Annotated in this window: 21 protein-coding genes and 3 tRNA genes; 13 read left to right on the plus strand and 11 right to left on the minus strand. The window is 54.4% G+C overall.

All coding sequences use genetic code 11. The features are described 5' to 3' along the window. Nucleotides 1–13: 13 nt before the first annotated feature. The 4 genes from JEM67_RS18910 to yejF are packed head-to-tail and all read left to right on the plus strand — an operon-like array spanning nucleotide 14 to nucleotide 5543. The gene (locus JEM67_RS18910) at nucleotides 14–1822 is read left to right on the plus strand and encodes an extracellular solute-binding protein (RefSeq protein ID WP_199636235.1); all 1809 of its coding nucleotides are present in this window, start codon (nucleotides 14–16) and stop codon (nucleotides 1820–1822) included. Nucleotides 1823–1832: 10 nt separating this feature from the next. Beyond that, nucleotides 1833–2927 (plus strand): microcin C ABC transporter permease YejB, encoded by a 1095-nt coding sequence (locus JEM67_RS18915; protein WP_013813790.1) that lies wholly within the window; start codon nucleotides 1833–1835, stop codon nucleotides 2925–2927. Then, nucleotides 2924–3949: an ABC transporter permease gene (locus JEM67_RS18920; protein ID WP_006326758.1), complete on the plus strand. Its 1026-nt coding sequence runs from the start codon at nucleotides 2924–2926 to the stop codon at nucleotides 3947–3949. Before JEM67_RS18915 ends, JEM67_RS18920 begins: the two co-directional genes overlap by 4 nt. Before the next feature lies 1 nt (nucleotide 3950). Then, entirely contained in the window at nucleotides 3951–5543 is a 1593-nt protein-coding gene (yejF, locus tag JEM67_RS18925; protein WP_199636234.1) for a microcin C ABC transporter ATP-binding protein YejF, read from the plus strand. A gap of 8 nt (nucleotides 5544–5551) precedes the next feature. Here yejF and JEM67_RS18930 read toward each other — a convergent pair whose 3' ends face one another. The 3 genes from JEM67_RS18930 to rsuA form a co-directional block, all read right to left on the minus strand. Continuing rightward, complete coding sequence (locus tag JEM67_RS18930; RefSeq protein ID WP_004947098.1) at nucleotides 5552–5896, minus strand: YejG family protein; 345 nt, start codon at nucleotides 5894–5896, stop codon at nucleotides 5552–5554. 614 nt (nucleotides 5897–6510) lie between these two features. Beyond that, on the minus strand, nucleotides 6511–7707 hold the full coding sequence (locus JEM67_RS18935) for a Bcr/CflA family multidrug efflux MFS transporter (RefSeq protein WP_199636233.1): 1197 nt from the start codon (nucleotides 7705–7707) through the stop codon (nucleotides 6511–6513). Nucleotides 7708–7737: 30 nt separating this feature from the next. After that, entirely contained in the window at nucleotides 7738–8451 is a 714-nt protein-coding gene (gene rsuA, locus JEM67_RS18940; protein WP_013813793.1) for a 16S rRNA pseudouridine(516) synthase RsuA, read from the minus strand. Nucleotides 8452–8760: 309 nt separating this feature from the next. On the opposite strand from rsuA, the gene JEM67_RS18945 reads away from it, so the two are divergent. Then, nucleotides 8761–10518 (plus strand): DEAD/DEAH box helicase, encoded by a 1758-nt coding sequence (locus tag JEM67_RS18945; RefSeq protein WP_199636232.1) that lies wholly within the window; start codon nucleotides 8761–8763, stop codon nucleotides 10516–10518. A 161-nt stretch (nucleotides 10519–10679) separates the two neighbouring features. After that, nucleotides 10680–10964, plus strand: coding sequence for a 50S ribosomal protein L25 (gene rplY / locus JEM67_RS18950; RefSeq protein ID WP_013813795.1), 285 nt, complete (start codon nucleotides 10680–10682; stop codon nucleotides 10962–10964). 85 nt (nucleotides 10965–11049) lie between these two features. Here rplY and yejK read toward each other — a convergent pair whose 3' ends face one another. Continuing rightward, nucleotides 11050–12060 (minus strand): nucleoid-associated protein YejK, encoded by a 1011-nt coding sequence (gene yejK / locus JEM67_RS18955; protein ID WP_004947114.1) that lies wholly within the window; start codon nucleotides 12058–12060, stop codon nucleotides 11050–11052. 177 nt (nucleotides 12061–12237) lie between these two features. Between yejK and JEM67_RS18960 the strand changes: the two genes are divergently transcribed. The 4 genes from JEM67_RS18960 to JEM67_RS18975 all read left to right on the plus strand — a co-directional run bounded on the left by JEM67_RS18960 (nucleotide 12238) and on the right by JEM67_RS18975 (nucleotide 14806). Further along, the gene (locus JEM67_RS18960; protein ID WP_006317912.1) at nucleotides 12238–12465 is read left to right on the plus strand and encodes a YejL family protein; all 228 of its coding nucleotides are present in this window, start codon (nucleotides 12238–12240) and stop codon (nucleotides 12463–12465) included. 9 nt (nucleotides 12466–12474) lie between these two features. Further along, nucleotides 12475–14256: an LPS biosynthesis-modulating metalloenzyme YejM gene (gene yejM, locus JEM67_RS18965; RefSeq protein WP_199636231.1), complete on the plus strand. Its 1782-nt coding sequence runs from the start codon at nucleotides 12475–12477 to the stop codon at nucleotides 14254–14256. A 78-nt stretch (nucleotides 14257–14334) separates the two neighbouring features. Continuing rightward, nucleotides 14335–14411 (plus strand) — tRNA-Pro (locus tag JEM67_RS18970). Between the two features lie 152 nt (nucleotides 14412–14563). Continuing rightward, a complete protein-coding gene (locus JEM67_RS18975; protein ID WP_006326765.1) occupies nucleotides 14564–14806 on the plus strand; it encodes a DinI family protein in 243 nt (80 codons plus the stop codon). A gap of 104 nt (nucleotides 14807–14910) precedes the next feature. Here the strand turns inward: JEM67_RS18975 and JEM67_RS18980 are convergent. The 4 genes from JEM67_RS18980 to JEM67_RS18995 form a co-directional block, all read right to left on the minus strand. After that, nucleotides 14911–14986, minus strand: a tRNA-Thr gene (locus JEM67_RS18980). 6 nt (nucleotides 14987–14992) lie between these two features. Further along, nucleotides 14993–15080 (minus strand) — tRNA-Ser (locus tag JEM67_RS18985). Nucleotides 15081–15236: 156 nt separating this feature from the next. Continuing rightward, entirely contained in the window at nucleotides 15237–15566 is a 330-nt protein-coding gene (osmE, locus tag JEM67_RS18990) for an osmotically-inducible lipoprotein OsmE (protein ID WP_006317915.1), read from the minus strand. Nucleotides 15567–15624: 58 nt separating this feature from the next. Beyond that, nucleotides 15625–17046, minus strand: coding sequence for a PepSY-associated TM helix domain-containing protein (locus tag JEM67_RS18995; protein WP_199636230.1), 1422 nt, complete (start codon nucleotides 17044–17046; stop codon nucleotides 15625–15627). A gap of 168 nt (nucleotides 17047–17214) precedes the next feature. Here JEM67_RS18995 and JEM67_RS19000 point away from each other — a divergent pair, with 168 nt between their 5' ends. Then, the gene (locus JEM67_RS19000) at nucleotides 17215–17655 is read left to right on the plus strand and encodes a DUF2946 domain-containing protein (RefSeq protein WP_370576163.1); all 441 of its coding nucleotides are present in this window, start codon (nucleotides 17215–17217) and stop codon (nucleotides 17653–17655) included. Nucleotides 17656–17803: 148 nt separating this feature from the next. Here JEM67_RS19000 and JEM67_RS19005 read toward each other — a convergent pair whose 3' ends face one another. Further along, nucleotides 17804–18271 (minus strand): DUF1348 family protein, encoded by a 468-nt coding sequence (locus JEM67_RS19005; RefSeq protein ID WP_013813854.1) that lies wholly within the window; start codon nucleotides 18269–18271, stop codon nucleotides 17804–17806. 113 nt (nucleotides 18272–18384) lie between these two features. Between JEM67_RS19005 and JEM67_RS19010 the strand changes: the two genes are divergently transcribed. Continuing rightward, on the plus strand, nucleotides 18385–18963 hold the full coding sequence (locus JEM67_RS19010; RefSeq protein ID WP_199636228.1) for a TetR/AcrR family transcriptional regulator: 579 nt from the start codon (nucleotides 18385–18387) through the stop codon (nucleotides 18961–18963). Here JEM67_RS19010 and JEM67_RS19015 read toward each other — a convergent pair. Further along, nucleotides 18957–19373: a VOC family protein gene (locus JEM67_RS19015; RefSeq protein WP_013813856.1), complete on the minus strand. Its 417-nt coding sequence runs from the start codon at nucleotides 19371–19373 to the stop codon at nucleotides 18957–18959. The two genes, JEM67_RS19010 and JEM67_RS19015, sit on opposite strands and share 7 nt — an antisense overlap. 157 nt (nucleotides 19374–19530) lie before the next feature. Continuing rightward, nucleotides 19531–20649, minus strand: coding sequence for a porin OmpC (locus tag JEM67_RS19020; protein ID WP_199636227.1), 1119 nt, complete (start codon nucleotides 20647–20649; stop codon nucleotides 19531–19533). Between the two features lie 844 nt (nucleotides 20650–21493). Here JEM67_RS19020 and JEM67_RS19025 point away from each other — a divergent pair. Next, the gene (locus JEM67_RS19025) at nucleotides 21494–22648 is read left to right on the plus strand and encodes an MFS transporter (protein ID WP_013813858.1); all 1155 of its coding nucleotides are present in this window, start codon (nucleotides 21494–21496) and stop codon (nucleotides 22646–22648) included. The last annotated feature ends 11 nt before the right edge of the window (nucleotides 22649–22659 follow it).

The raw sequence follows: 22659 nt of genomic DNA on the forward strand, positions 1-22659 counted from the left end.
GCTTACCGTCAAGATGTCCGTGCGCGTTTTTGCTGCCCTGGTGCTCTCAGCACTGAGTTTTGGCCTGCAGGCCGAAACCCTCAATGAAAGTTACGCTTTCGCCCTTCTCGGTGAGCCGAAATACGCCACCGACTTCAGTCATTACGACTACGTCAATCCGGCCGCACCGAAAGGCGGCGACGTGCGGATGGCGGCGATCGGCACCTACGATAACTTTAACCGTTACGCCTCGCGCGGCGTACCCGGCGAACGCACCGACGCTCTGTATGACTCGCTGTTCACCACCTCGGACGACGAAATAGGCAGTTATTACCCGCTAATTGCCGAGTCCGCCCGCTTCCCGGCCGATATGCACTGGGTGGAGCTGGACATTAACGCCCGCGCCCGCTTCCACGATGGTAGCCCTATCACCGCCGCCGACGTCGCCTTCACCTTTAACAAGTTTATGACCGAAGGCGTACCGCAGTTTCGCATTGCCTACAAAGGCATTACGGTAAAAGCCATCTCCCGCCTGACGGTACGCATCGAATTCCCGCAGCCGGATAAAGACAAGTTGCTCGGGCTGTTTGGCCTGCCGGTGCTGCCGGAGAGTTTCTGGAAAGATCATAAGCTGAACGAGCCGCTGGCCGCGCCACCACTTGGCAGCGGCCCGTATAAGGTCGGCAGTTACCGCCTCGGCCAATACATTACCTATCAACGGGTACGCGATTACTGGGCAGCCAACCTGCCGGTCAATCGCGGCCGCTTCAACTTCGACAGCATCCGCTACGACTACTATCTGGATGACAAAGTGGCACTGGAGGCCTTCAAGGCCGGTGCCTACGACTTCCGCATTGAGGGTTCGCCCAAAAGCTGGGCTACCCAATATCAGGGCGGCAACTTCGCCCGTAACTACATAGTCAAACAGGATGAAACCAACCAATCGGCGCAAAATACCCGCTGGATGGCGTTCAATATGAAACGCCCTCTGTTTGCCGATCGGCGCGTGCGCGAGGCGATCACGCTGGCCTTCGATTTCGACTGGATGAACAAGGCGCTGTATTACAACGCGTATCAACGTACCAACAGCTATTTCCAGAATACCCCCTACGCCGCCAGCGGCTATCCGGATGCCGCCGAACTGGCGCTGCTGGCGCCGCTGAAGGACAAGGTACCGCCGGAGGTGTTCACCAGCATCTACCAGCCGCCCTCCTCTGACGGCAGCGGCAGCGATCGCCAGAACCTGCTGAAAGCCACCCAGTTGCTCAAGCTGGCCGGCTGGGAAGTGAAAAACCAGCAACTGGTGAACAGCAAAACCGGCAAGCCCTTTACCTTTGAGCTGATGCTGCTGAGCGGCAGCAACTTCCAGTACGTCTTGCCGTTCCAGCACAACCTCAAACGGCTGGGCATCGAGATGCAGATCCGTGAAATTGACGTCACTCAATTCACCAAACGCATGCGTGACGGCGATTTCGATATGATGCCGACGGTCTATATGGCGATGCCGTTCCCAAGCTCTTCCCTCCAGACACTCTGGGACTCCGAATACATCCATTCCAGCTGGAATACCCCCGGCGTCACAGACCCGGCGGTCGACAGCCTGGTACGCAACATCCTGCGGCACCAGGGCGACGAAAAAGCCCTGCTGCCGCTGGGTCGCGCGCTGGATCGGGTGCTGACCTGGAATAGGTTCATGCTGCCGATGTGGTATTCCAATCACGATCGCTATGCCTACTGGGACAAGTTCTCCACGCCGGCTGTCCGTCCGGCTTACGTTATTGGCTTCGACAACTGGTGGTTTGACGTCAACAAGGCGGCGCGTTTGCCGACCCAACAACAATAAGGGGTCGGCGATGGCGGCTTATCTGATTCGCAGACTGTTGCTGATTATTCCCACCCTGTGGGCGATCATCACCATTAACTTTTTCATCGTACAGATCGCGCCCGGCGGCCCGGTCGATCAGGCCATTGCCAACATCGAGATGGGCCAGAGCAGCGGTTTTGGCGGCGGTGGCGCAGGTGAAGGCCTGGGGCACGCGCGGATCGGCGTCGGCAGCGCCACGGATAGCCAGTACCGGGGTTCGCGCGGGCTGGATCCGGAAGTGATCGCCGAAATCACCAAACGTTATGGTTTCGACAAACCGCTGCATGAACGCTATTTCACCATGCTGTGGAATTATATGCGTCTCGACTTTGGCGACAGCCTGTTTCGCGGCGCGTCGGTGATGCAACTGGTGGGCCATAGCCTGCCGGTTTCCATCACTCTGGGTCTGTGGAGCACGCTGATTATCTATCTGGTGTCGATCCCGCTCGGTATCCGCAAGGCGGTGCATAACGGCAGCGCTTTCGATATCTGGAGCAGCACGCTGATTATCATCGGCTACGCCATTCCGGCCTTCCTGTTCGCCATTCTGATGATCGTGCTGTTCGCCGGCGGCAGTTACCTGGATTGGTTCCCGTTGCGCGGCCTGGTATCCAGCAACTTCGATAGCCTGTCGTGGTATGGCAAGATTACCGATTATCTGTGGCACATCACCCTGCCGGTGCTGGCGACGGTCATTGGCGGTTTCGCCACCCTGACCATGCTGACCAAGAACTCGTTCCTTGACGAGATCCGCAAACAGTATGTAGTCACCGCGCGCGCCAAGGGGTTAGACGAGAACAAAATCCTTTATCGTCACGTATTTCGCAATGCCATGCTGCTGGTGATCGCCGGCTTCCCGGCGACTTTCGTCAGCATGTTTTTCACCGGTTCATTGCTGATTGAAGTGATGTTCTCGCTCAACGGGCTGGGGCTGCTGGGGTATGATGCCACTCTGCAGCGCGACTATCCGGTGATGTTCGGCACGCTGTATATTTTTACCCTGATTGGCCTGCTGTTGAATATCCTCAGCGATATCACCTATACCCTGGTCGATCCGCGCATTGATTTCGAGGCCCGCCAATGAGCCGCTTAAGCCCGATCAACCAGGCGCGCTGGGCGCGTTTTCGCAGTAATCGCCGCGGTTACTGGTCACTGTGGGTTTTCCTGGTGTTGTTTATCCTCAGCCTGGCCGCCAACCTGATCGCCAACGACCGGCCGCTGCTGGTGCGCTACGAAGGCCGCCTGTACCTGCCGTTCATGATCAATTACAGCGAGACCACCTTTGGCGGTGAGCTGAATACCGCCACCGATTACCAGGATCCTTTCGTCAAGCAGCAGATCGACCGCCACGGCTGGGCGGTTTGGCCACCGATTCGCTTCAGTTACGACACCATCAACTTCGCCACTGAAGTCCCCTTCCCCTCCGCCCCCTCGCGCCATAACCTGCTGGGTACCGACGGTAACGGCAGCGACGTGCTGGCTCGCGTACTGTACGGCTTTCGCATTTCGATGCTGTTCGGGTTGGCGCTGACGCTGTTTTCCAGCGTGATCGGCGTTTGCGTCGGCGCGATGCAAGGCTATTACGGCGGGCGTTTTGACCTGTGGGGACAACGCTTTATCGAGGTGTGGTCGGGCATGCCGACGCTGTTTTTGATCATTTTGCTGTCGAGTATCGTACAACCCAATTTCTGGTGGCTGCTCGGTATCACCATTCTGTTTGGCTGGATGAGTCTGGTAGGCGTGGTGCGCGCCGAGTTCCTGCGCACCCGCAACTATGATTACATCCGCGCCGCACGCGCTATGGGGGTGCCGGATCGGGTCATTATGTACCGACATATGCTACCCAATGCGATGGTGGCGATGCTGACCTTCTTGCCGTTTATCCTCTGTGGTTCCATCACTACCCTGACCTCTCTCGATTTCCTGGGCTTCGGCCTGCCGATCGGCTCTCCGTCGCTCGGTGAACTGTTGCTGCAGGGCAAGAACAACCTGCAAGCACCGTGGCTCGGCATTACTGCGTTCCTGGTGTTGGCGGTGTTGCTGTCTTTACTCATTTTTATCGGCGAAGCCATACGCGACGCCTTTGACCCCAGCAAGGCACATTGATATGGCTAGCACTCCACTGCTTTCAATTCAGGATCTCAGCGTCGCTTTCCGTCAGGGAGAGCAGTTGAATCAGGTGGTCAACGGCTTGTCGTTGCAGATAGAAAAAGCGGAAACGTTGGCCTTGGTGGGTGAGTCCGGCTCAGGCAAAAGTGTGACCGCGCTGTCGGTGCTGCGGCTGCTGCCTTCGCCGCCGGTGGTCTATACCGGTGGGGATATCCAGTTCAATGGCAGCTCGTTGCTGCATGCGCCGGAAGCCGAACTTCGCAAAGTGCGCGGCAACCAGATTTCGATGATTTTTCAGGAGCCTATGGTGTCGCTCAACCCATTGCACACCATCGAGAAACAGTTGGCGGAAGTGTTGGCGTTGCACCGCGGCATGCGGCGCGACGTGGCGCGCGGGGAGATTATTCAATGCCTGGATCGCGTCGGTATTCGCAACGCCAAAGGCCGGTTGAAAGACTATCCGCATCAGCTCTCCGGCGGCGAACGGCAGCGGGTCATGATCGCCATGGCGGTGTTGACCAAGCCAAAACTGCTGATTGCCGACGAACCGACCACTGCGCTTGATGTGACCATTCAGGCGCAAATCCTGGTGCTGTTGAAGGAGCTGAAGCAAGAAATGGGCATGGGGCTGCTGTTTATCACTCATAACCTGAATATCGTTCGCCGCCTGGCGGACAATGTGGCGGTGATGCGTAACGGTCAGTGCGTTGAGCAGAACAGCCGGACGGGCCTGTTCAGCCAGCCGCAACACCCCTATACCCAGCAACTGTTGGCAGCGGAAAATGTCGGTGATCCCCTGCCGTTGCCGACGGATGCCGCCCCGCTGCTGAAAGTGAAAAACTTGCAGGTCAGCTTCCCGATCAAGCGCGGTTTGTTACGCCGCACGGTTGACCATCATTACGCGTTGAAGGGACTGAGTTTTGAGCTGAAGGCCGGGGAAAGCGTTGGGTTGGTGGGGGAGTCGGGGTCGGGTAAAAGCACCACCGGGCTGGCGCTGCTGCGTCTGTTGAGCGCCAGCGGCGCTATCTGGTTTAACGGCCAACCGCTGCACCAGTTCAGCCTGAAACAGATGCTGCCGTACCGCAGTCAGATACAGATCGTGTTTCAGGATCCCTACTCCGCACTGAACCCGCGACTGAGCGTGTTGCAAATTATCGCCGAGGGGCTGGAGGTACATCAGAAATTGAGCGCCGAACAGCGTGAACAGAAGGTGATGGAAGCCTTGCAAGAGGTGGGGCTGGATCCCGCCCTGCGCCACCGCTACCCTACCGAGTTTTCCGGTGGCCAACGCCAGCGCATTGCTATCGCACGGGCGCTGATTCTGCAGCCGCAGTTGCTGATTCTGGATGAGCCGACCTCATCGCTGGATAAATCGGTACAGGCGCAAATCCTGACGCTACTGAAGTCTCTGCAACAGCGCCACCGGCTGGCGTATCTGTTCATCAGCCATGATTTGCAGGTGGTGCGCTCACTGTGCCATCAGGTGATCGTACTGCGCCAAGGGGAAGTGGTTGAACAGGGCGATTGCCAGACGATCTTCAACTCGCCTGCCGCCGCTTATACGCAGCAGCTGTTACAGCTGGCCGATTAGCGGCGGGGTCAGAAAGGGTATTGCGCGCTCAGTGGCTCGGCGATGGCGGCGCCAACGTTTTTTAACCGGCATAAGGTGGCGCTTTCATCGCTGCGGTGCACAAACAGGCAAGCTTCCCCTTCCCACTCCACGATGGCGCAATCGACCTGAATCTCCTGCAAAGACAGCTTAAGCTGTTGCATAACCTGCCAGGCGTCCGCCCCTTCATGGCTGAGCAGTTTCAAGCCAATCAGGTTGTTATCTTCGTCTATCCCGCTAAGCGGAATCGGTTCAACCTTGATGCCGGTAAAACCTGATAGCCAACGATAACTTTGCGGCAAGCGATGCACTACCGAAAGTTGGATACTATCCACATGAAATCCCTAGTTTGAAAAGTGAAACAGTTTTACCTGACAGGGGTAACTAAGTTATAGCCGTTGAGAACCGACTCTGCTGAGCACATATGTTATTTAAATGTAAAATATGTCACAACTCATTAACCACTCCCTGCGCTTGCTGATATCGTGCTGTTTTGGTACGCCGCGCGGTGTCATTTCACGGCATTTTGCGACTCAGCTCGCATTTTTGCGTTATATGTAACCCTTTCCCGCCACGATCTCAACTCTTTTTTCTTGCAATGCGGTTACTTTTCACTCTTCATAATTTTACATTGCAGAAACATTTAACTTCTCCCTTCAAGGTGAAAAATCGATGTAATCCATTGACTTTAAATAGACAAAAAACAAATCAGACACCACATCCCGGCAAAGATACCGTGCGGAACGTCTGTAATTATCTTTGCCTACCCTGAGCTTTTTTTAACAAAAAGCACACAGATTGCACGCCGAACATTTAATTAGCGTACTTATATTTAGCAACAAAATTTGCATTGCCAACGGAATTGATGAGAGGGCGCTGAAAAGAATGGAAATAACCCAGGCTCAGCACTAAGCTGGCCTGGGTTATTCAGAGATAACTCGCGAAGGGATCAGGCAACGTTGTTGCGTGGACGGCTGGCATACAAATAGAACAGCACCGCTACGATACTGCACAGCGCCATGGAAGAGACCATCGGCCAAGCGCTCTTGCCTGGCGCCATCGACAGTACCGCCCCGACCAGAGCGCCGATGCTGAAACGCAGCGTACCGGCCAACGAGGACGCCGTACCCGCCATATGCGGGAAATCATCCAGGATCACCGCCATGGCGTTGGACGAAATCATGGCGATACAGCCCAGATAGACCGCCACACCGAGCACCAACGCCCAGAAGCCCAGGCCAATGGTGCTTACCGCCAGCAGCCACAGCCCCATCGCCAACTGAACCAACAAGCCCAGCCGGAACATTTTGATCGCCCCCCGCCGCCGTACGTTGCGGCTGTTGACCAGCGTTGTCAGGAACAGAAACACGATATTCAGCGCAAAGTAATAACCAAAATGCTGCGGCGAAACGTTATTCAATTCGATGTACACGAACGGCCCGGCGCTGAGGAACGAGAACATGCCGGCGAACGAGAAGGCGCTGGCCAACATATAACTCAGCACGCGCTTGTGGCGGAACAACGAAGCGAAATTGCCCAACGTGGTGCGCAGATGGAATTTCTGCCGCCGCTCTTTCGGCAGCGTCTCTTTAATAAAGAACGCCACCAGCAGCGAACCGATCAGCGCCGCAGCGCCCATGGTCCAGAAAATCGCATGCCAGCTGAACCACAGCAGCAGCGCACCGCCGATCATCGGCGCCAGCAAGGGCGCAATGGTCATCACCAGGATGACAAACGACATCATGCGCGAAAACTCGTCCTTGGTGAACATATCGCGCATCAGGGCGTTAATCACCACGCTGGCCGCCGCCGCCGACAGGCCGTGCAGGAAACGCAGGTTGATCAATTGCTCGATCGACTGCGCCATGGCACAAGCGCCGCCGGCAATGGCGAAGATCAGCGTCCCCCAGAGGATCACCGGCTTGCGCCCTATGCTGTCCGACATCGGCCCATAGAACAGCTGCCCCAGGGCAAAACCGAGCATATAGGCGCTGAGCGTCATCTGCACGCTGCCCGACTCGACGCCGAACTGCTTGGCTATCACCGGCATACTGGGCAGATACATGTCGATAGCCAGCGGCATCAGCATGGAAAGCAGGCCCAGAATAAAAATCAAACCGAGGTGAGATGACCGGTTCTGTTGCACGTTCGACGACTCCTTAATCAGCTGCAGCCGTTAGTCCTGTAAATGTGGCGCGCCCACGCTGGCGATTTCTTCTTCAGTCAACGGGCGATATTCGCCCGGAGCCAAATCTTCATCCATCACGATGGCGCCAATCCGCTCGCGGTGAAGTTCAATAACCCGGTTGCCGACCGCCGCGAACATACGTTTCACCTGGTGGTAACGCCCTTCGCTGATGGTCAGACGCACCAGAGTGTCTTCAATTTTTTCCAGCTGCGCCGGACGGGTCAGATCTTTCTCATTATGCAACTGCACGCCTTCGGCAAACTGCTGCGCGGTATCTTCCGCCAGCGGATGCTCCAGCGTGACCAGATAGGTTTTCTCACAATGATGTTTCGGTGAGGTGATGCGGTGCGACCACTGCCCGTCGTCAGTCATCAGCACCAGGCCGGTGGTGTCGATATCCAACCGACCGGCGGCATGCAGTTTATAAGCGACCGGCTCATCGAGGAAATACAGCACCGTTGGGTGATCGGGATCGTCCGTAGAGCAAACGTAACCCTGAGGCTTGTTGAGCATAAAATAGCGTGGGCCGCTCAGCTGTTGCAGCGGGTTGCCGTCAAACGCCACCTCCTGCTCCGGGGTCAGTTTGACAGCCCCGCTCTTCACCACTTCACCGTCCACGGTGACGCGCTTTGCCCGAAGTTCACGCGCTACCAGCGCGCGGCTAACACCTAACTGCTGAGATAAAAACTTGTCCAGTCGCATTGAATCTGCTTTGCCTGTCGTTGTTATGATCGCATTGATCGTATTGCTAAAATATGACGCCCGCCGTTGCACCAGGTGCAACAGGGCAGGTTCGGAGAGGGGGAAACAGCGATTACTGTCACAGGAGTATAGCGGCGGAAACGGCCCCCTGACAGAGGTAATTTCCACGCTTCTCGCACCGCATGCGCTCAGAAGGCATAATAATAGAAATTTTTTAGCCGCCAGAGGAGTAAAATGTCACTGTTTCTGTGGGTTCAGATGTTGCAAAACATGTTCCCGGCGGCCCATTTCAACCAACGGCGTTAATTCATGGCCTTTACTCTACGCCCCTACCAACTGGAAGCGGTCGAAGCCACCATCAAACATTTCCGCCGGCATTCGCAACCGGCGCTGATTGTGCTGCCGACCGGTGCAGGCAAAAGCCTGGTGATCGCCGAACTGGCGAAGCGCGCACGCGGCCGGGTATTGGTGCTGGCCCACGTGAAAGAGCTGGTAGCGCAAAATCACGCCAAATACTGCGCCTATGGCCTGGAGGCGGATATCTTTGCCGCCGGACTGCAGCAAAAAGACAGCGCCGGCAAAGTGGTGTTCGGCAGCGTACAGTCCGTGGCGCGTAATCTGCCGTTGTTCGACGGTGCGTTTTCCCTGCTGATTATCGACGAGTGCCACCGCATCAGCGACGACGATGACAGCCAGTACCAGCAAATTATTCAGCACCTGCAAAAATCCAATCCGCAACTGCGGCTGTTGGGGCTGACCGCCACGCCTTACCGGCTGGGTCAAGGCTGGATTTATCAGTATCACTACCACGGTTTTACCCGCGGCGATGCCGGCAGCCTGTTTCGCGACTGCATTTATGAACTGCCGCTGCGCTACATGATCAAGAACGGCTATCTGGTGCCGCCGGAACGGCTCGACATGCCGATTGTACAGTACGATTTCAGCCGCCTGGAGGCCAGAAGCAACGGCCTGTTCAGTGAGATAGACCTCAACCGCGAGCTGAAACAGCAAAATCGCATCACGCCGCATATCATCAGCCAGATCGTCGAATATGCCGAAACGCGCAAAGGGGTGATGATTTTCGCCTCCACCGTTGAGCATGCTCGTGAGATCCACGGCCTGCTGCCGGCCGGTGAGGCCGCGCTGGTCAGCGCCGAAACACCGGCCGCCGAGCGGGATGCGTTGATTGAGGCGTTCAAACAACAGCGGCTGCGCTATCTGGTCAACGTAGCGGTGTTGACCACCGGCTTTGACGCACCGCATGTCGATCTGATCGCCATTCTGCGCCCCACCGAATCCGTCAGCCTTTATCAGCAAATCGTCGGCCGCGGGCTGCGGCTGGCTCCCGGCAAAGAGGATTGCCTGATCCTCGACTACGCCGGCAATCCGCATGACCTGTTTACGCCGGAGGTGGGCGTCAGCAAACCGCACAGCGACAGCCAGCCGGTACAAGTATTTTGCCCCGGCTGCGGCTTCGCCAACCTGTTCTGGGGAAAATGCACCGAGAATGGCGACATCATCGAGCATTACGGCCGCCGCTGCCAGGGCTGGCTGGAAGACGATGACGGCCATCGCGAACAGTGCGACTACCGCTTTCGTTTCAAGAGTTGCCCACACTGTGGCGCAGAAAACGACATTGCTGCGCGCCGCTGCCACCAGTGCCAGGAAGTGCTGGTCGATCCCGATGACATGCTGAAAGAGGCGCTGAAACTGAAGGACGCATTGGTTCTGCGCTGCGGCGGTATGGAGCTGCAAAGCGGGCGCGATGAAAAAGGCGAATGGCTGAAGGCCACCTATTACGATGAAGACGGTACCAGCACCAGCGAGCGCTTCCGCCTGCAAACGCCGGCGCAGCGCAAAGCCTTCGAGATGCTGTTTCTGCGCCCGCATCAACGCGCGCCGGGGGTGCCTTTCAGTTGGCAAACCGCCGCCGACGTGCTGTCCCAGCAGGCACTGTTGCGTCATCCGGATTTTGTCGTGGCGCGCAAACGTGGGCAATTCTGGCAGGTGCGAGAAAAAGTGTTCGATTATCAAGGCCGCTTCCGCCGGGCCAACGAGCTGTATTGATGCCCGCATCGCGCAGATTCGGGAGGTTTCCATTGCCCTGCCGACCGCTTTCCGTTAAAATGCCGCCCGCTTTAGCTGGGTTCGCCCGGTGCTAAAGTGGTTTATCGAACCTGTTACTGGGTCGCCTTAACAGGGTAAATTTTCTTTTAAGAGAAAAAACAATGTTCACTATCAATGTAGAAGTACGTAAAGACCAGGGTAAGGGTGCGAGCCGCCGCCTGCGTGCAGCTAACAAATTCCCAGCTATCGTTTACGGTGGCGAAGAAGCTGCAGTTTCCATCGAATTAGACCATGATTCTGTAAAGAACATGGAAGCTAAACCAGAATTCTACAGCGAAGCAGTAACTCTGGTTATCGACGGTAAAGAAACCAAAGTTAAGGTTCAGGCTGTACAGCGTCACCCGTTCAAGCCAAAACTGACCCACATCGACTTCGTTCGCGCGTAATCGCAACGTATTCGAGCTTTTCGGGACGCCGAAGTAGAAAACGCCGCAATTGCGGCGTTTTTTATTGCCTGCGATTCGGCAAAAGTTACTTGTTGCCGCCGTTTAACCGGCGTTGCAGCTGATCGCGCAGGTTCGGCGGCGTGCCCTTAATCGTCAGCGTATCCGTTGCCGCATCCCAGAACACTCGCTCACCCAACAGCATGGCGTCAAAGTTCATGCTGATGCCGCCGCCGCTGCCGGCGAACTTGGTCAACTGGCGCAGAGTGCCGCGATCGGCCGGGAAGCTGTCTTCCAGTTGGTAGCCCTGTTCGCTGGAGAATTGCAGAAAATCTTTCTCGCCCACCGGCGCGATCTCTTTCGACAGTTCCTGCAGCTCGATTTCCTCACCGGCCTGCAACTGTTCGTTGCAATAGCTGTAAACCTGCTGGCGCACCGACTGGCGCTCATTTTTATCCAACTGAGCGTCGGCGCAGTAATCGTCAACCGCCTGCAACAAGCCCCGGTTTTGCGCTTTGGTGTCCAGCCCCTCGGCCGCCGCCAGGAAATCCATAAAGAAATCGGACACCTTGCGCCCCACTCTGCCCTTCAGGAAGGTCAAGTAGCGGGTAGATTCCGGGTTGGTTTCCCATTCGGTCAGATCGATGCGCGCCACGATATCGGCGTGGTTGATATCCAGATAATGGGTGGTATTGATATCCAGCTCTTCGTTAACGCGCGAACTGTTGCGGCTGTTGAGCACCGCGATCAACAAATACTCTGTCGACAGGTAGCGATACTGGCCGAACAGCACCACGCCACCTTCGGCAAACGGATACTTACCCAGCTCATCGCGCAGGCGGCCCGTTGCCGCGCGGCTGAAGGCCAGAAAATCCTTATCGTCCTTGCGGCAGGTGCGCAGCGCATCAGCCAGCTCACTGCCTTCATTGAACAGGCCATAAGCCTTGCTCTTGGCACTGTAGACACGATGCAGTTCCTCCATCATTTCTTCCACCGCCGCATTGGTGGGAAGAAGAGAGTCGCGCAGCACTACGTCCAGCGTTTGTTCGTCGCGTTTTACCAACTGGTGCAGAGCGATCTGGTCGATATCCAGACTCATGATAAATCCTCCTGTTCTTTGAGCGCGTATTCAAGCACCGAAGGCTTCGCCCTGCAACTGTAAAGCGGGATCGGCAAACGATCGTTACCTTAACGGCTACCACGCTATAAAAGAGCGGAAAATCACGGCTCTATACGGTAAGATATGGGACTTTGTCAGGCTTTGAGCGCAATTTTTATGCCACAATCATCCCGTTACAGTGACGAACACGTTGAACAACTGCTCTCTGAGCTGGTCAATGTTCTGGAAAAACACCATACTCCCACCGATCTTTCTCTGATGGTGCTGGGCAATATGGTAACTAATCTGATCAACACCAGCGTTGCTCCCGCGCAGCGGAAGACGTTGGCAAGATCGTTTGCAGAAGCTCTGCAAGCTTCTATTCGTGAAGACAAAGCGCATTAATAATTACTTATGGTGACAAACCGTCAGCGTTATCGTGAAAAAGTCTCCCAGATGATTAGCTGGGGGCACTGGTTCGCCTTATTCAATATTCTGCTCGCCCTCGGGCTGGGCAGCCGCTACCTGTTTGTCACCGACTGGCCCTCCTCCCTGTTGGGCCGGGTTTATGCCTTGGTCAGCTTGCTGGGGCATTTCAGCTTTATCGTTTTCGCCGGCTACCTGTTGGTGATATTCCCGCTGACCTTTGTGGTGATGTCGCAGCGGCTGCTGCGGTTTATTTCCGCCGCACTGGCCACTACCGGGCTAACGCTGCTGCTGGTAGACAGCGAAGTGTTCACGCATTTCCATCTTCACCTTAATCCGGTGGTGTGGGAACTGGTGGTCAACCCGGATCAAAGCGAGCTGGCGCGCGACTGGCAACTGATGTTCATCTGCGTGCCCGTTATCTTCCTGGTGGAGATGCTGTTTGGCACCTGGAGCTGGCAAAAGCTTCGCAGCCTGAACCGCCAACACTTTGGCAAGCCGTTGGCCGTGCTGTTCATCAGCGCCTTTTTTGCCTCGCACCTGATTTATATCTGGGCCGACGCCAATTTCTATCGCCCGATCACCATGCAGCGGGCCAACCTACCGCTTTCCTACCCCATGACCGCGCGTAAATTCCTTGAGAAACACGGCCTGCTCGATCCACAAGAGTACGAGCGCCGTTTGGTGCAGCAGGGTAATCCGGAGGCCGTAGCGGTGGAATATCCACTCAACGATCTCAGCTACAACGACAAAGGCAGCGGCTATAACCTGTTGCTGATCGTCGTAGATGGCGTTCGCGCCCAGGATATGACAAAGGATATGCCTGCCCTCACCCGCTTCGCGCAGGAAAACGTTCGCTTCAGCGATCACTACAGTTCAGGCAATCATGCGGATACCGGCCTGTTTGGTCTGTTCTACGGTATTTCGCCGACCTATCTGGACAGCATTCTTGCCGCGCGCAAACCTTCTGCCCTGGTGAACGCACTTAACACCCAGGGTTATCAGTTTGGCCTGTTCTCGTCTGACGGCTTTAACGCCAGCCTATATCGTCAGGCGCTGTTGACCGATTTCTCGCTGCCGACGCCAACCAGGCAAAACGATGCAGTCACCACACAACAATGGCAGCGTTGGCTGGCCGATCAGAACAACAATGCGCCGTGGTTCTCCTACATCAACTTCCGTGGCGCTGAACCGGCAGCCAATGAAAAAACGCCGGCCCCGGCCGACTTTATTCAACGTTACCGCACCGGTGCGCAGGATGTGGATACGCAGATTGCTGAGGTGCTCAGCACGCTGAAAGCACGTGGCGTTCTGGATAAAACGGTCGTGGTGATTACCGCAGAACACGGCGTTGAATTTAATGACAGCGGCAAAGGCTACTGGGGTGCCGGCAGCAGTTATAACCAACAGCAGCTGCAAGTGCCGCTGGTTATCCACTGGCCGGGTACGCCGGCTCAGACCATCAATAAGCTGACCGGCCATAACGATGTGATGCGCACGCTGATGCAGCGTTTACTGCACGTTAAAACGGCCCCTAACGATTACTCGCAAGGTGAAGATCTTTTCACCGCACAGCGCAAGAATAACTGGGTCGCCACCGGGGATAACAACCTGTTGATCATCACTACGCCAACGCAAACCCTGGTGCTGGACGGCAATGGTACTTATCGCGCGTACGATAAGAACGACAAAGAAATAAAAGACGAGAAACCGCAGCTTACCCTGCTGTTGCAGGTGCTGACTGACGTTAAACGGTTCATCGCCAACTAACTGCTTAAAATACAAGCAGTCAGGTACTGCAACTCTTGCAATGGCGTTGGTAAAGGGTAGTATAATTTGCCATAGCGTCGGCATGTAGCGCAGCTTGGTAGCGCACCGTCATGGGGTGTCGGGGGTCGGAGGTTCGAATCCTCTCATGCCGACCAAACATCCTTAGAGAAACCAACCCATTGCGGTTGGTTTTTTTATGCCTGCACCACACGCCTTTTATACTGTATAAAATCCTATACTCCCCTCTTGCCAACACCCAAACACCGGGTCAGAATGCTGTATATTAAATCAGTAAATCAGGTAAACCATGTTTGTAGAATTGGTGTTTGATAAGCGCAACGTTGCCGGGCTGCCTAACGCAGCCGAAATTATTCGGACAGAGCTTGAGAAAAGAGTTCACGACTTGTTCCCGGATGCCGAGGTACGTGTAAAACCGATGCAGGCCAACGGTCTGAATTCGGACGCCAGCAAAAGCGATCGCGAGAAGCTGAACCGTATGCTGGAAGAGATGTTTGAAGAGTCTGAGCAGTGGCTGGTAAACGAGATATGATAGCGCCTGTACGCCACAGTTGCTGAGCCAACTCTCTTAGCAATAGTGCTTATGAACATTTAGACAAAGAAAAAGCCCCAGCATTTCTGCTGGGGCTTCTTTTATGGTGCCGGCTACCGGAATCGAACTGGTGACCTACTGATTACAAGTCAGTTGCTCTACCAACTGAGCTAAGCCGGCTTAATTTGGCGGAAGGACAGAGATTCGAACTCTGGGAGCTGTTACACTCGACGGTTTTCAAGACCGTTGCCTTAAACCACTCGGCCATCCTTCCAATGGGCGCAAATATTAGCGATACCGTTATGAAATGTCTACTGTTTCATGAAAAAAAATGCAGCAAAAAGCGCATTTGCTTAAACTTCATGCGACTGGCGGTTAAAAAATGAAAAACCCCGCCAAAGCGAGGTTTTATTGTTCAGCGCAATGAGGCTTATTTAGGCTGAGAGTCGTAGTCCGAACAGGTCTGATACCCCTTGTTCATCACATGACCGGTGTCGCTGTAACTGACAAAATAGGTTTGCACTTTACCGTCGCGCGGCGCCACCGCATAAGTGTCGCAAGTCCCCTGCGCATTAACCAGTGTTGCAGAGGTAGACGGTGGGCCGGCAATTGCCCGCACCTGCTGTTTAGTCATCCCTACTTTTACATCGCTTACCACAGGTTCCTTCACGTAACTGGCGGCCCTGTCATAAGCGGTACAGCCAGCAAGAATGGAAAATGTCGCTGCGGTGCAAACGGCTAAAACCAGCTTATTAGTCATGGTTTGTCCTCTTGACGTACGTTTATTGTTCTCTAAGTGTAGAAGAGGAAAGGCTTTTCTACAAACTTCGCTTTGTCGATAGGTGCGGTTCACGTCGCCACGCCATCAGAAACCGCAGTAGATCGCACAGTAAAAAGGCCAACAGGCTAACACCCATCACCGGCAGGCAAACGCCCAGTAGCAACGTGAGACTGACGATCAGCAACAGCGGCCCTTTGGGTGTTTTGCGCAGCAACATAAAGGGTGAGTGCCGCGGTTTACGCACTGCCCGGGTGGGCCGGCCGCGCCACCACATCAAATACCCCATCACCACCATTGCCACCAGCCCGGCAGCGAAAACCACCAACACCAGCTCATTTGCCAGACCGAACAAGATGCCCATATGCAGATCGATACCCCAGCGCGTCAATTTGGCTGCCAGCGGGTACTGTTCGAACCTGACCCGATCAACGATCGCCATCGTCGCGGGATCGATTGCCACGGCATCAACCTGCGTCGGCCAACTGCGATCTATCTCCATCACCGCCCAAGCCTGACCCGCCGCTGCCGGCTGCCTGATTTCAATCCTGGTGGCATCAATGCCTGCTGCACGTGCGACAGCCAGCGCTCTATCATACATGGCACGGTCCTGAGGCGGCTCAGCCATTGTCATGTGCATCTTGTGGCCACGGTGTTCGGCATGCTCATCAGCAGGCAGTGCGCTCTGCCCACCCACTGCCGTAGACAACGAGGGGGTCGCCCAGCCCAATTGCTGTCGCAACACACTGATATTCTCTCCGGCCCACTGCGACCAGGTCAGCCCGGTGGCGGAAAAGAACAACAGGCCGATGAGCAACAGCACGCCGCTTTTCTCATGCAACCAACGTAAACCTTTACGCCCCTGCCTCGTCTGCTTACGCTTACGAGCGCCCCAGAGGATCAATCCCCCGAGCGCCGCAATCCACAGCCAGGAAGCTGCCAGCTCGCTATAATTGCGACCAAAATCCCCCAACAGCAAACTGCGATGAAATTGATCCAACCAGGTGCGCAGCGGCAATATGCCGCTGGTGCCATAAACCGTCATTGCGCCATGCGTTTGCGCGGTCACCGGATCGACAAACACCGCCAACCGTTCCGAGTCCTTTAATCCCGCAACGTTAAACAACACTCGAGTATTCTCGCCTTCGCCAGGTGACGGTCTTACCGCCGAAAGTGAAGCCTGCTGCGGTGCGACCGCCTGAGCGGCGGTTATCTGCCGTTCTAACGGCAGTGTCGACCCGGAGCTGTCGTTAAATAGCTGTTGGGCATACAGGCGGGATTCAATTTGCGGCGTCAATGCGTAAAATATCCCACTCACTGCGGAAATAAGTAAAAAGGGCCCCACAAACAGACCAATATAGAAATGAATCCGCATCATCAACGGAATAAACCAACTGCGGGTGGTTACCTGCCGATTAATATTCTGCGCAGCCTCAGGCGACGCAGAAGTGCGTTCAGACATGATGGATTACCCGTGGTTAAATAGAATAATTGCGGAATTTACCCGAATTATTCTCATTTAACAAACAGATTTCTTCTCTGTTTAGCTTAATTCTTATTAATGTTACAATGCGAGCACAATTACCGTCATCATCACTCACTTACCCTCTGGCTCTGGAATACCTCCCTGGTGAAACTGTCCACTCAACATATGCGCTTTCTGGCCTGGCTGGGTTTATTCGCTATGTTGATGGTTTTTATCGCGCCGTCCATCTCCTCGCATCTCTCAAAAAATAATATCAATAACAAAGAGATGACTATGGATATGCCGACTGGCGGGGAACATGTCGAGCATATGGCGATGATGAGTCATCAGCCACAAGAAAGCCCGCCCGCGGGCCACGACATGGCGGATATGGCCTCCGGCGCCTGTTTTGACCTCTGCGGCTATTGCAGCCTGTTACATCACAACCCGCCGCTGATGGCCCAGATACCTGCGGCACCGCCTCTGCCGACTCAATGCGCACCCCGTCTTATTCACGCTATTTACCTCGTTATTACTCTGGCCACCTTTCCATTTTATCGAACACGCGCTCCACCGTTACTTCCACATTCAGTACAATCATTTTAATTTATATGCCTTATTTATTTAGGCAGGCTTTATTACGTCTGAAATAAAGCCACATAAAACATAATTAACTTTTATTTTCCATATTGAAATGCCTTCACTTATTTCTGAGCGCCAGGCAGAACTGCGGCCCTATTATCAGTAAACGCAATCAGAAGCCAAAGTCACTCAGGGCCGGAATATCATCCGGCCGGCGGCCAAGCGGCCAATGGAATTGACGTTCCTGCTCACGGATCGGCATATCGTTGATACAGGCATGCCGGTTAATCATCTGGCCGTCCGGATTAAACTCCCAGTTCTCGTTGCCAAAGCTGCGGTACCAGTTGCCGGAATCATCGCGCCATTCATAAGTAAACCGCACTGCGATACGCGCACCATCGAACGCCCACAGTTCCTTAATCAACCGGTACTCCAGCTCTTTAGCCCACTTGCGCTGCAAGAACTTGCAGACCGCCTCCCGGCCATCAACGAACTCCGCTCGATTGCGCCAATGGGTATCTACAGAATAAACCTGCGATACACGCTCAGGATCGCGGCTGTTCCAGGCATCCTCCGCCAAACGGACTTTCTCGATGGCGGATTCACGGGTAAATGGCGGTAACGGGGGTTTAATGCTCATTGTTCACCTCTGGGCTTAGGGTTAAGTAGACAGATTTGTCTACTTAATTAAGCTAGCGCATGTAGACAGAGTTGTCTACAATCAATCCGGTAAATAACTTATGAGGTGCTCTGATGTCTGTTACAACCAGCATTCTGCCTGCACGCCAGCGTATCCTGCTGACGGCACACGATCTGTTTTACCGTGAAGGAGTACGCGCGACCGGTATCGATCGCATCATCAGCGAATCTGGCGTAACAAAAGTGACGTTTTATCGGCACTTCCCCAGCAAGAACGATCTGATCACAGCGTTTTTGGCCCATCGCCATGAGCAGTGGCTAGCCTGGTTTAACCAATCTCTGGAACGGCATGTGGCAGAGCAAGGAGATGTGCTGCCTGCTTTAACGTCCTGCCTTGCGGAATGGTTCAACGACCCGCACTATCGCGGTTGCGCTTTTATCAATACGGCGGTGGAATTAGCGGATATGCTGCCGGAAAGTCTGAATATCGCACGGCAGCACAAGGGGCAGATGGCTGACGCAATTGCACGCCACCTGCCTGCCGGCCCGCAGCAAGCACAGCGAGCGGCAATGCTGGCGATGCTGATAGACGGGGCGATCGTCAAAGTACAAATTGAGCAGCAGCCACAACAAGCATTGCTGCTGATGAGTGGAGTGCTTGAGGCGTTGGCACTAGCCTGGCTCGATCAATAATTGGCCCAGATCCCCGGCGTCACCAGCTCCAGCAGGTGACCGTCGGGATCGCGGAAATAAATACTCTCCCCGCCGTGTTCCCAGGTCATCCGCCCTTCTATCTCTATACCATGAGCCGTCAGATGCTGCTCCCAATGCGGTAACTGCTCTTTCGCCACCGCCAGCCCGATATGTAATGGCCCATTGCCGTCATGCGGAGGAATGTACCCCTCGGGATAACGTGCGCCTTTAAGCGAGTCGCCTTCAATAAACAGCAGCAATACGCTTTGTTCGCCCACGTTGTAGGCACGAAAACGCTCGTTGGCCAGCATCGCCGGCAGCTTTAACACCTGTTGGTAAAAAGTGTCGGCGCGTTCGATATCGCGCACATACAGGACCGTTTCAATAACCCGATCTATGCTGAGCTCCATACTAACCTCCTGAGGTGTCTATCTATATAGGTCTAGTTTAGTGACACAAGGGGGTGTTGAAATAGCAATCCGTGCCGGGTAAATATCCATTTGTGCCTAGTCGCAGGCAAAAAAAACGCGACCTGAAGGCCGCGTGGTCACTTTCACACTTTGTTGCTTAGAACTGGTAAACCAGACCCAAGGCAACCACGTTGTCGGTGTTGATACCGGCGGCTTTGGTGAAATTGTTGTCATCCAGAAGGTTGATTTTGTAGTCAACGTAGGTGGACATGTTTTTGTTGAAGTAGTAAGTCGCACCCACGTCAACATACTTCATCAAATCCTGATCGCCGTAACCTCGGTCGATGTCCTTGCCTCGCGACTGGAGGTAAGCCACGGACGGACGCAGACCAAAGTCAAACTGGTACTGAGCAACAACTTCAACGTTTTGCGCTTTGTTGGCATAGCCGTAAACAGTGCTGCCACTGCTGCCGAAACGGGTAGCGTTGTAAGACTGGGTGTACATCGCCGCCAGGTAAACGTTGTTGGCGTCATATTTCAGACCGCCGCTGTAAGCTTCGGCTTTATCGCCACGGCCGAGAATGTTGCTGTAGTTGCCGTTCATACCATTTTGGTCGTTCGTACGATCAGAAGAGAAGTAAGCGGCTGCAGCGCTGATGCCATAGCCCAGATCGTAGGACGCAGACATGCCATAACCGTCACCGTTCTGTGCCAGCACGTCGCGGCCGTTATTGGATTCGGTCGCGCTGTCATTTTTACCCTGGTATTGCAGGGCAAAGTTCAAGCCATCGACCAGGCCGAAGAAGCCGGTATTACGGTAGGTCAGCACGCCGTTGGTGCGCTGGAACATGAAGTTATCCGCACCGTAGGTGTCACCGCCGAACTCCGGCAGAACGTCGGTCCATGCGCCGATGTCATACAGTACGCCGTAGTTACGGCCGTAATCCAGCGAGCCGTAGTCGCCAAATTTCAGACCGGCGAAACCGACACGGGTAAAGTTATTGTTATCTTCACTTTCCGCACGATTGAGGTTCGCCTGATATTCCCACTCGCCATAGCCGGTCAGTTGATCGCTGATTTGGGTTTCGCCGCGCAGACCAAAACGCATATAAGACTGGTCGCCGTCGGAATTCTTGTTGTCGGAGAAATAGTGAAGACCATCGATTTTACCGAACAAATCCAGTTTATTTCCGTCTTTGTTGTAAATTTCCGCCGCGCCTGCAGTACTTGCAACCAGCAGGGCGGGTACTATCAGAGAGAGTACTCGAAGTTTCATCGTTATTATCCTCATTAATTATGTCGAGCTATGGCCACTGCCCTTCTGAGCATTATTAGCACGACTGTGCATTACCATTCTGGTAACAGGGATTATATTAATCCAGAAAGAAAATGATACCAAGTACCCAATAGTGTTTCATTATAATTAACAAATGATTCAAGATGTAAATCTGCGCGAACTTACACAAAACATTACAGACAGAACAAATACAGCACATAATGATAAAAAATACATTAATTAAATTAAAATCATGTGGTTATACAAAAATATAAGAAAAAAAAGATAGCCATACAAAAGTCATCGACAATAAGCACATTGTGCCAAAAGCAGTTCAACCAACTGGCGCTATAATTGCGCCGCTATCATCATTATTTTCATTATTACCTTCATTATCTATACGATAATTTTTTGTCCATTTCGACCGGCTTCTGGCCGGTTTTTTTATTTCTTCACACACCGATAAGAATCCCCTTTCAATCGCATTTTTTGCCAAGAAATAATAACACATCGATATCATTACCCTAATTAACTGCAGCACAAATCGCTAACATTTCTATTTGACTACAGTTTAATCGCATTATTTAAAAAGTATTCGATTGCTTAAATGGCGTTTTTTTTCAGCACGACATACGCTCAGCCCATCAGGCTGCCAGACAGCAAAAAATGCCCTGCAACAAGCAGACGGTCGATGATATTTCAACCCGATGAAACGCTATAGCTGCCCTCCCCCTGGCCGATGCCCCCGACAGCAGCGCGAATCCTTTCGACCCGGATCGCGGATTGTGATAAAAACAGTCCATTACTTTCAACCTGCACTTCCATAACAGATTCTGATGCCCACATGACTTCTACCCTGTGCAATGAACAGCAAAAACCCGGTGTCCCGGCACAAATTGCCACGCGGCTGGCCTTTTTTGTCGCGGGTTTCGGCATGGCCGCCTGGGCGCCGCTAGTGCCCTTTGCCAAAGCACGTATCGGTATTGATGATGGGTCGCTGGGTTTGCTGCTGCTGTGCATCGGCGCCGGTTCCATGCTGGCCATGCCGCTGACCGGTTATCTGACCGGTAGGTTGGGTTGCCGACCGGTGATCCTGCTCGCCGGTCTGGCATTGTGCATTGATTTACCCTTGCTGACGCTGATGGACAGCACCGGCGGCATGGCGCTGGCCTTGTTGCTGTTTGGCGCAGCTATCGGCATGATCGACGTAGCGATGAATGTGCAAGCCGTGGTGGTCGAGCGCGCCAGCGGCAAGGCGATGATGTCCGGCTTTCATGGTTTCTTCAGCGTCGGCGGCATAGCCGGTGCCGGCGGTGTCAGCGTGGTGCTGTGGCTCGGGCTGTCGCCCTTGTTGGCAACGCTGATTATCGTACTGACCATTGCCGCCCTGCTGGCACTCGCCAGTCGCAATCTACTGCGCGAGAGCGGTGGCGAAGAAGGTGGGCCGCTGTTCGTGATGCCGCGCGGCTGGGTGATGTTTATCGGTATCCTGTGCTTTATCATGTTCCTGGCGGAAGGTTCAATGCTCGACTGGAGCGCCCTGTTCCTCACCACCCTGCGCGGCGTCGCGAGCAGTCAGGCCGGTTTAGGCTACGCGCTGTTTTCCATCACCATGACCATCGGCAGGCTGAATGGCGATCGCATGGTGAATTCCCTGGGCAGGTATAAGGTGCTGTTGCTCGGCAGCCTCTGCGCGGCCATTGGCCTGAGCCTGGCGATCGTCTTCAACAACGCGATGATTTCTCTGGTTGGCTTTATGCTGGTTGGATTGGGCGCTTCCAACGTGGTGCCGATCCTGTTCAGCGCGGCGGGCAACCAACATGATATGCCGGCAAACCTGGCCATCGCCTCAGTGACCACCGTAGGCTATGCAGGCATTCTTGCCGGGCCGGCGCTGATCGGCTTCATCGCCCAGTTCTTCAACCTGACGGTGGCTTTTGCCTGCGTCGCCGTATTACTCCTGGCGGTCACCGCCAGCGCCAGAGCCGTAACCCGTTGATTCAGGAATGT

Origin of the sequence: Serratia sp. PAMC26656 (assembly GCF_016469055.2) — a bacterium.
Classification (GTDB): Bacteria; Pseudomonadota; Gammaproteobacteria; order Enterobacterales; family Enterobacteriaceae; genus Serratia; species Serratia plymuthica.

Bases quoted from the DNA above. Each gene is read 5' to 3' on its own strand.
- yejM (WP_199636231.1), top strand. From the start codon at position 12,475: ATGGTGACAAACCGTCAGCGTTATCGTGAAAAAGTCTCCCAGATGATT.
- JEM67_RS18995 (WP_199636230.1), bottom strand. From the start codon at position 17,046: ATGTCTGAACGCACTTCTGCGTCGCCTGAGGCTGCGCAGAATATTAAT.
- rplY (WP_013813795.1), top strand. From the start codon at position 10,680: ATGTTCACTATCAATGTAGAAGTACGTAAAGACCAGGGTAAGGGTGCG.
- JEM67_RS19005 (WP_013813854.1), bottom strand. From the start codon at position 18,271: ATGAGCATTAAACCCCCGTTACCGCCATTTACCCGTGAATCCGCCATC.
- osmE (WP_006317915.1), bottom strand. From the start codon at position 15,566: ATGACTAATAAGCTGGTTTTAGCCGTTTGCACCGCAGCGACATTTTCC.
- JEM67_RS18945 (WP_199636232.1), top strand. From the start codon at position 8,761: ATGGCCTTTACTCTACGCCCCTACCAACTGGAAGCGGTCGAAGCCACC.
- rsuA (WP_013813793.1), bottom strand. From the start codon at position 8,451: ATGCGACTGGACAAGTTTTTATCTCAGCAGTTAGGTGTTAGCCGCGCG.
- JEM67_RS18915 (WP_013813790.1), top strand. From the start codon at position 1,833: ATGGCGGCTTATCTGATTCGCAGACTGTTGCTGATTATTCCCACCCTG.
- JEM67_RS19025 (WP_013813858.1), top strand. From the start codon at position 21,494: ATGACTTCTACCCTGTGCAATGAACAGCAAAAACCCGGTGTCCCGGCA.
- JEM67_RS19015 (WP_013813856.1), bottom strand. From the start codon at position 19,373: ATGGAGCTCAGCATAGATCGGGTTATTGAAACGGTCCTGTATGTGCGC.
- JEM67_RS18975 (WP_006326765.1), top strand. From the start codon at position 14,564: ATGTTTGTAGAATTGGTGTTTGATAAGCGCAACGTTGCCGGGCTGCCT.
- JEM67_RS19010 (WP_199636228.1), top strand. From the start codon at position 18,385: ATGTCTGTTACAACCAGCATTCTGCCTGCACGCCAGCGTATCCTGCTG.
- JEM67_RS18920 (WP_006326758.1), top strand. From the start codon at position 2,924: ATGAGCCGCTTAAGCCCGATCAACCAGGCGCGCTGGGCGCGTTTTCGC.
- JEM67_RS18960 (WP_006317912.1), top strand. From the start codon at position 12,238: ATGCCACAATCATCCCGTTACAGTGACGAACACGTTGAACAACTGCTC.
- yejK (WP_004947114.1), bottom strand. From the start codon at position 12,060: ATGAGTCTGGATATCGACCAGATCGCTCTGCACCAGTTGGTAAAACGC.
- JEM67_RS19020 (WP_199636227.1), bottom strand. From the start codon at position 20,649: ATGAAACTTCGAGTACTCTCTCTGATAGTACCCGCCCTGCTGGTTGCA.
- yejF (WP_199636234.1), top strand. From the start codon at position 3,951: ATGGCTAGCACTCCACTGCTTTCAATTCAGGATCTCAGCGTCGCTTTC.
- JEM67_RS18910 (WP_199636235.1), top strand. From the start codon at position 14: ATGTCCGTGCGCGTTTTTGCTGCCCTGGTGCTCTCAGCACTGAGTTTT.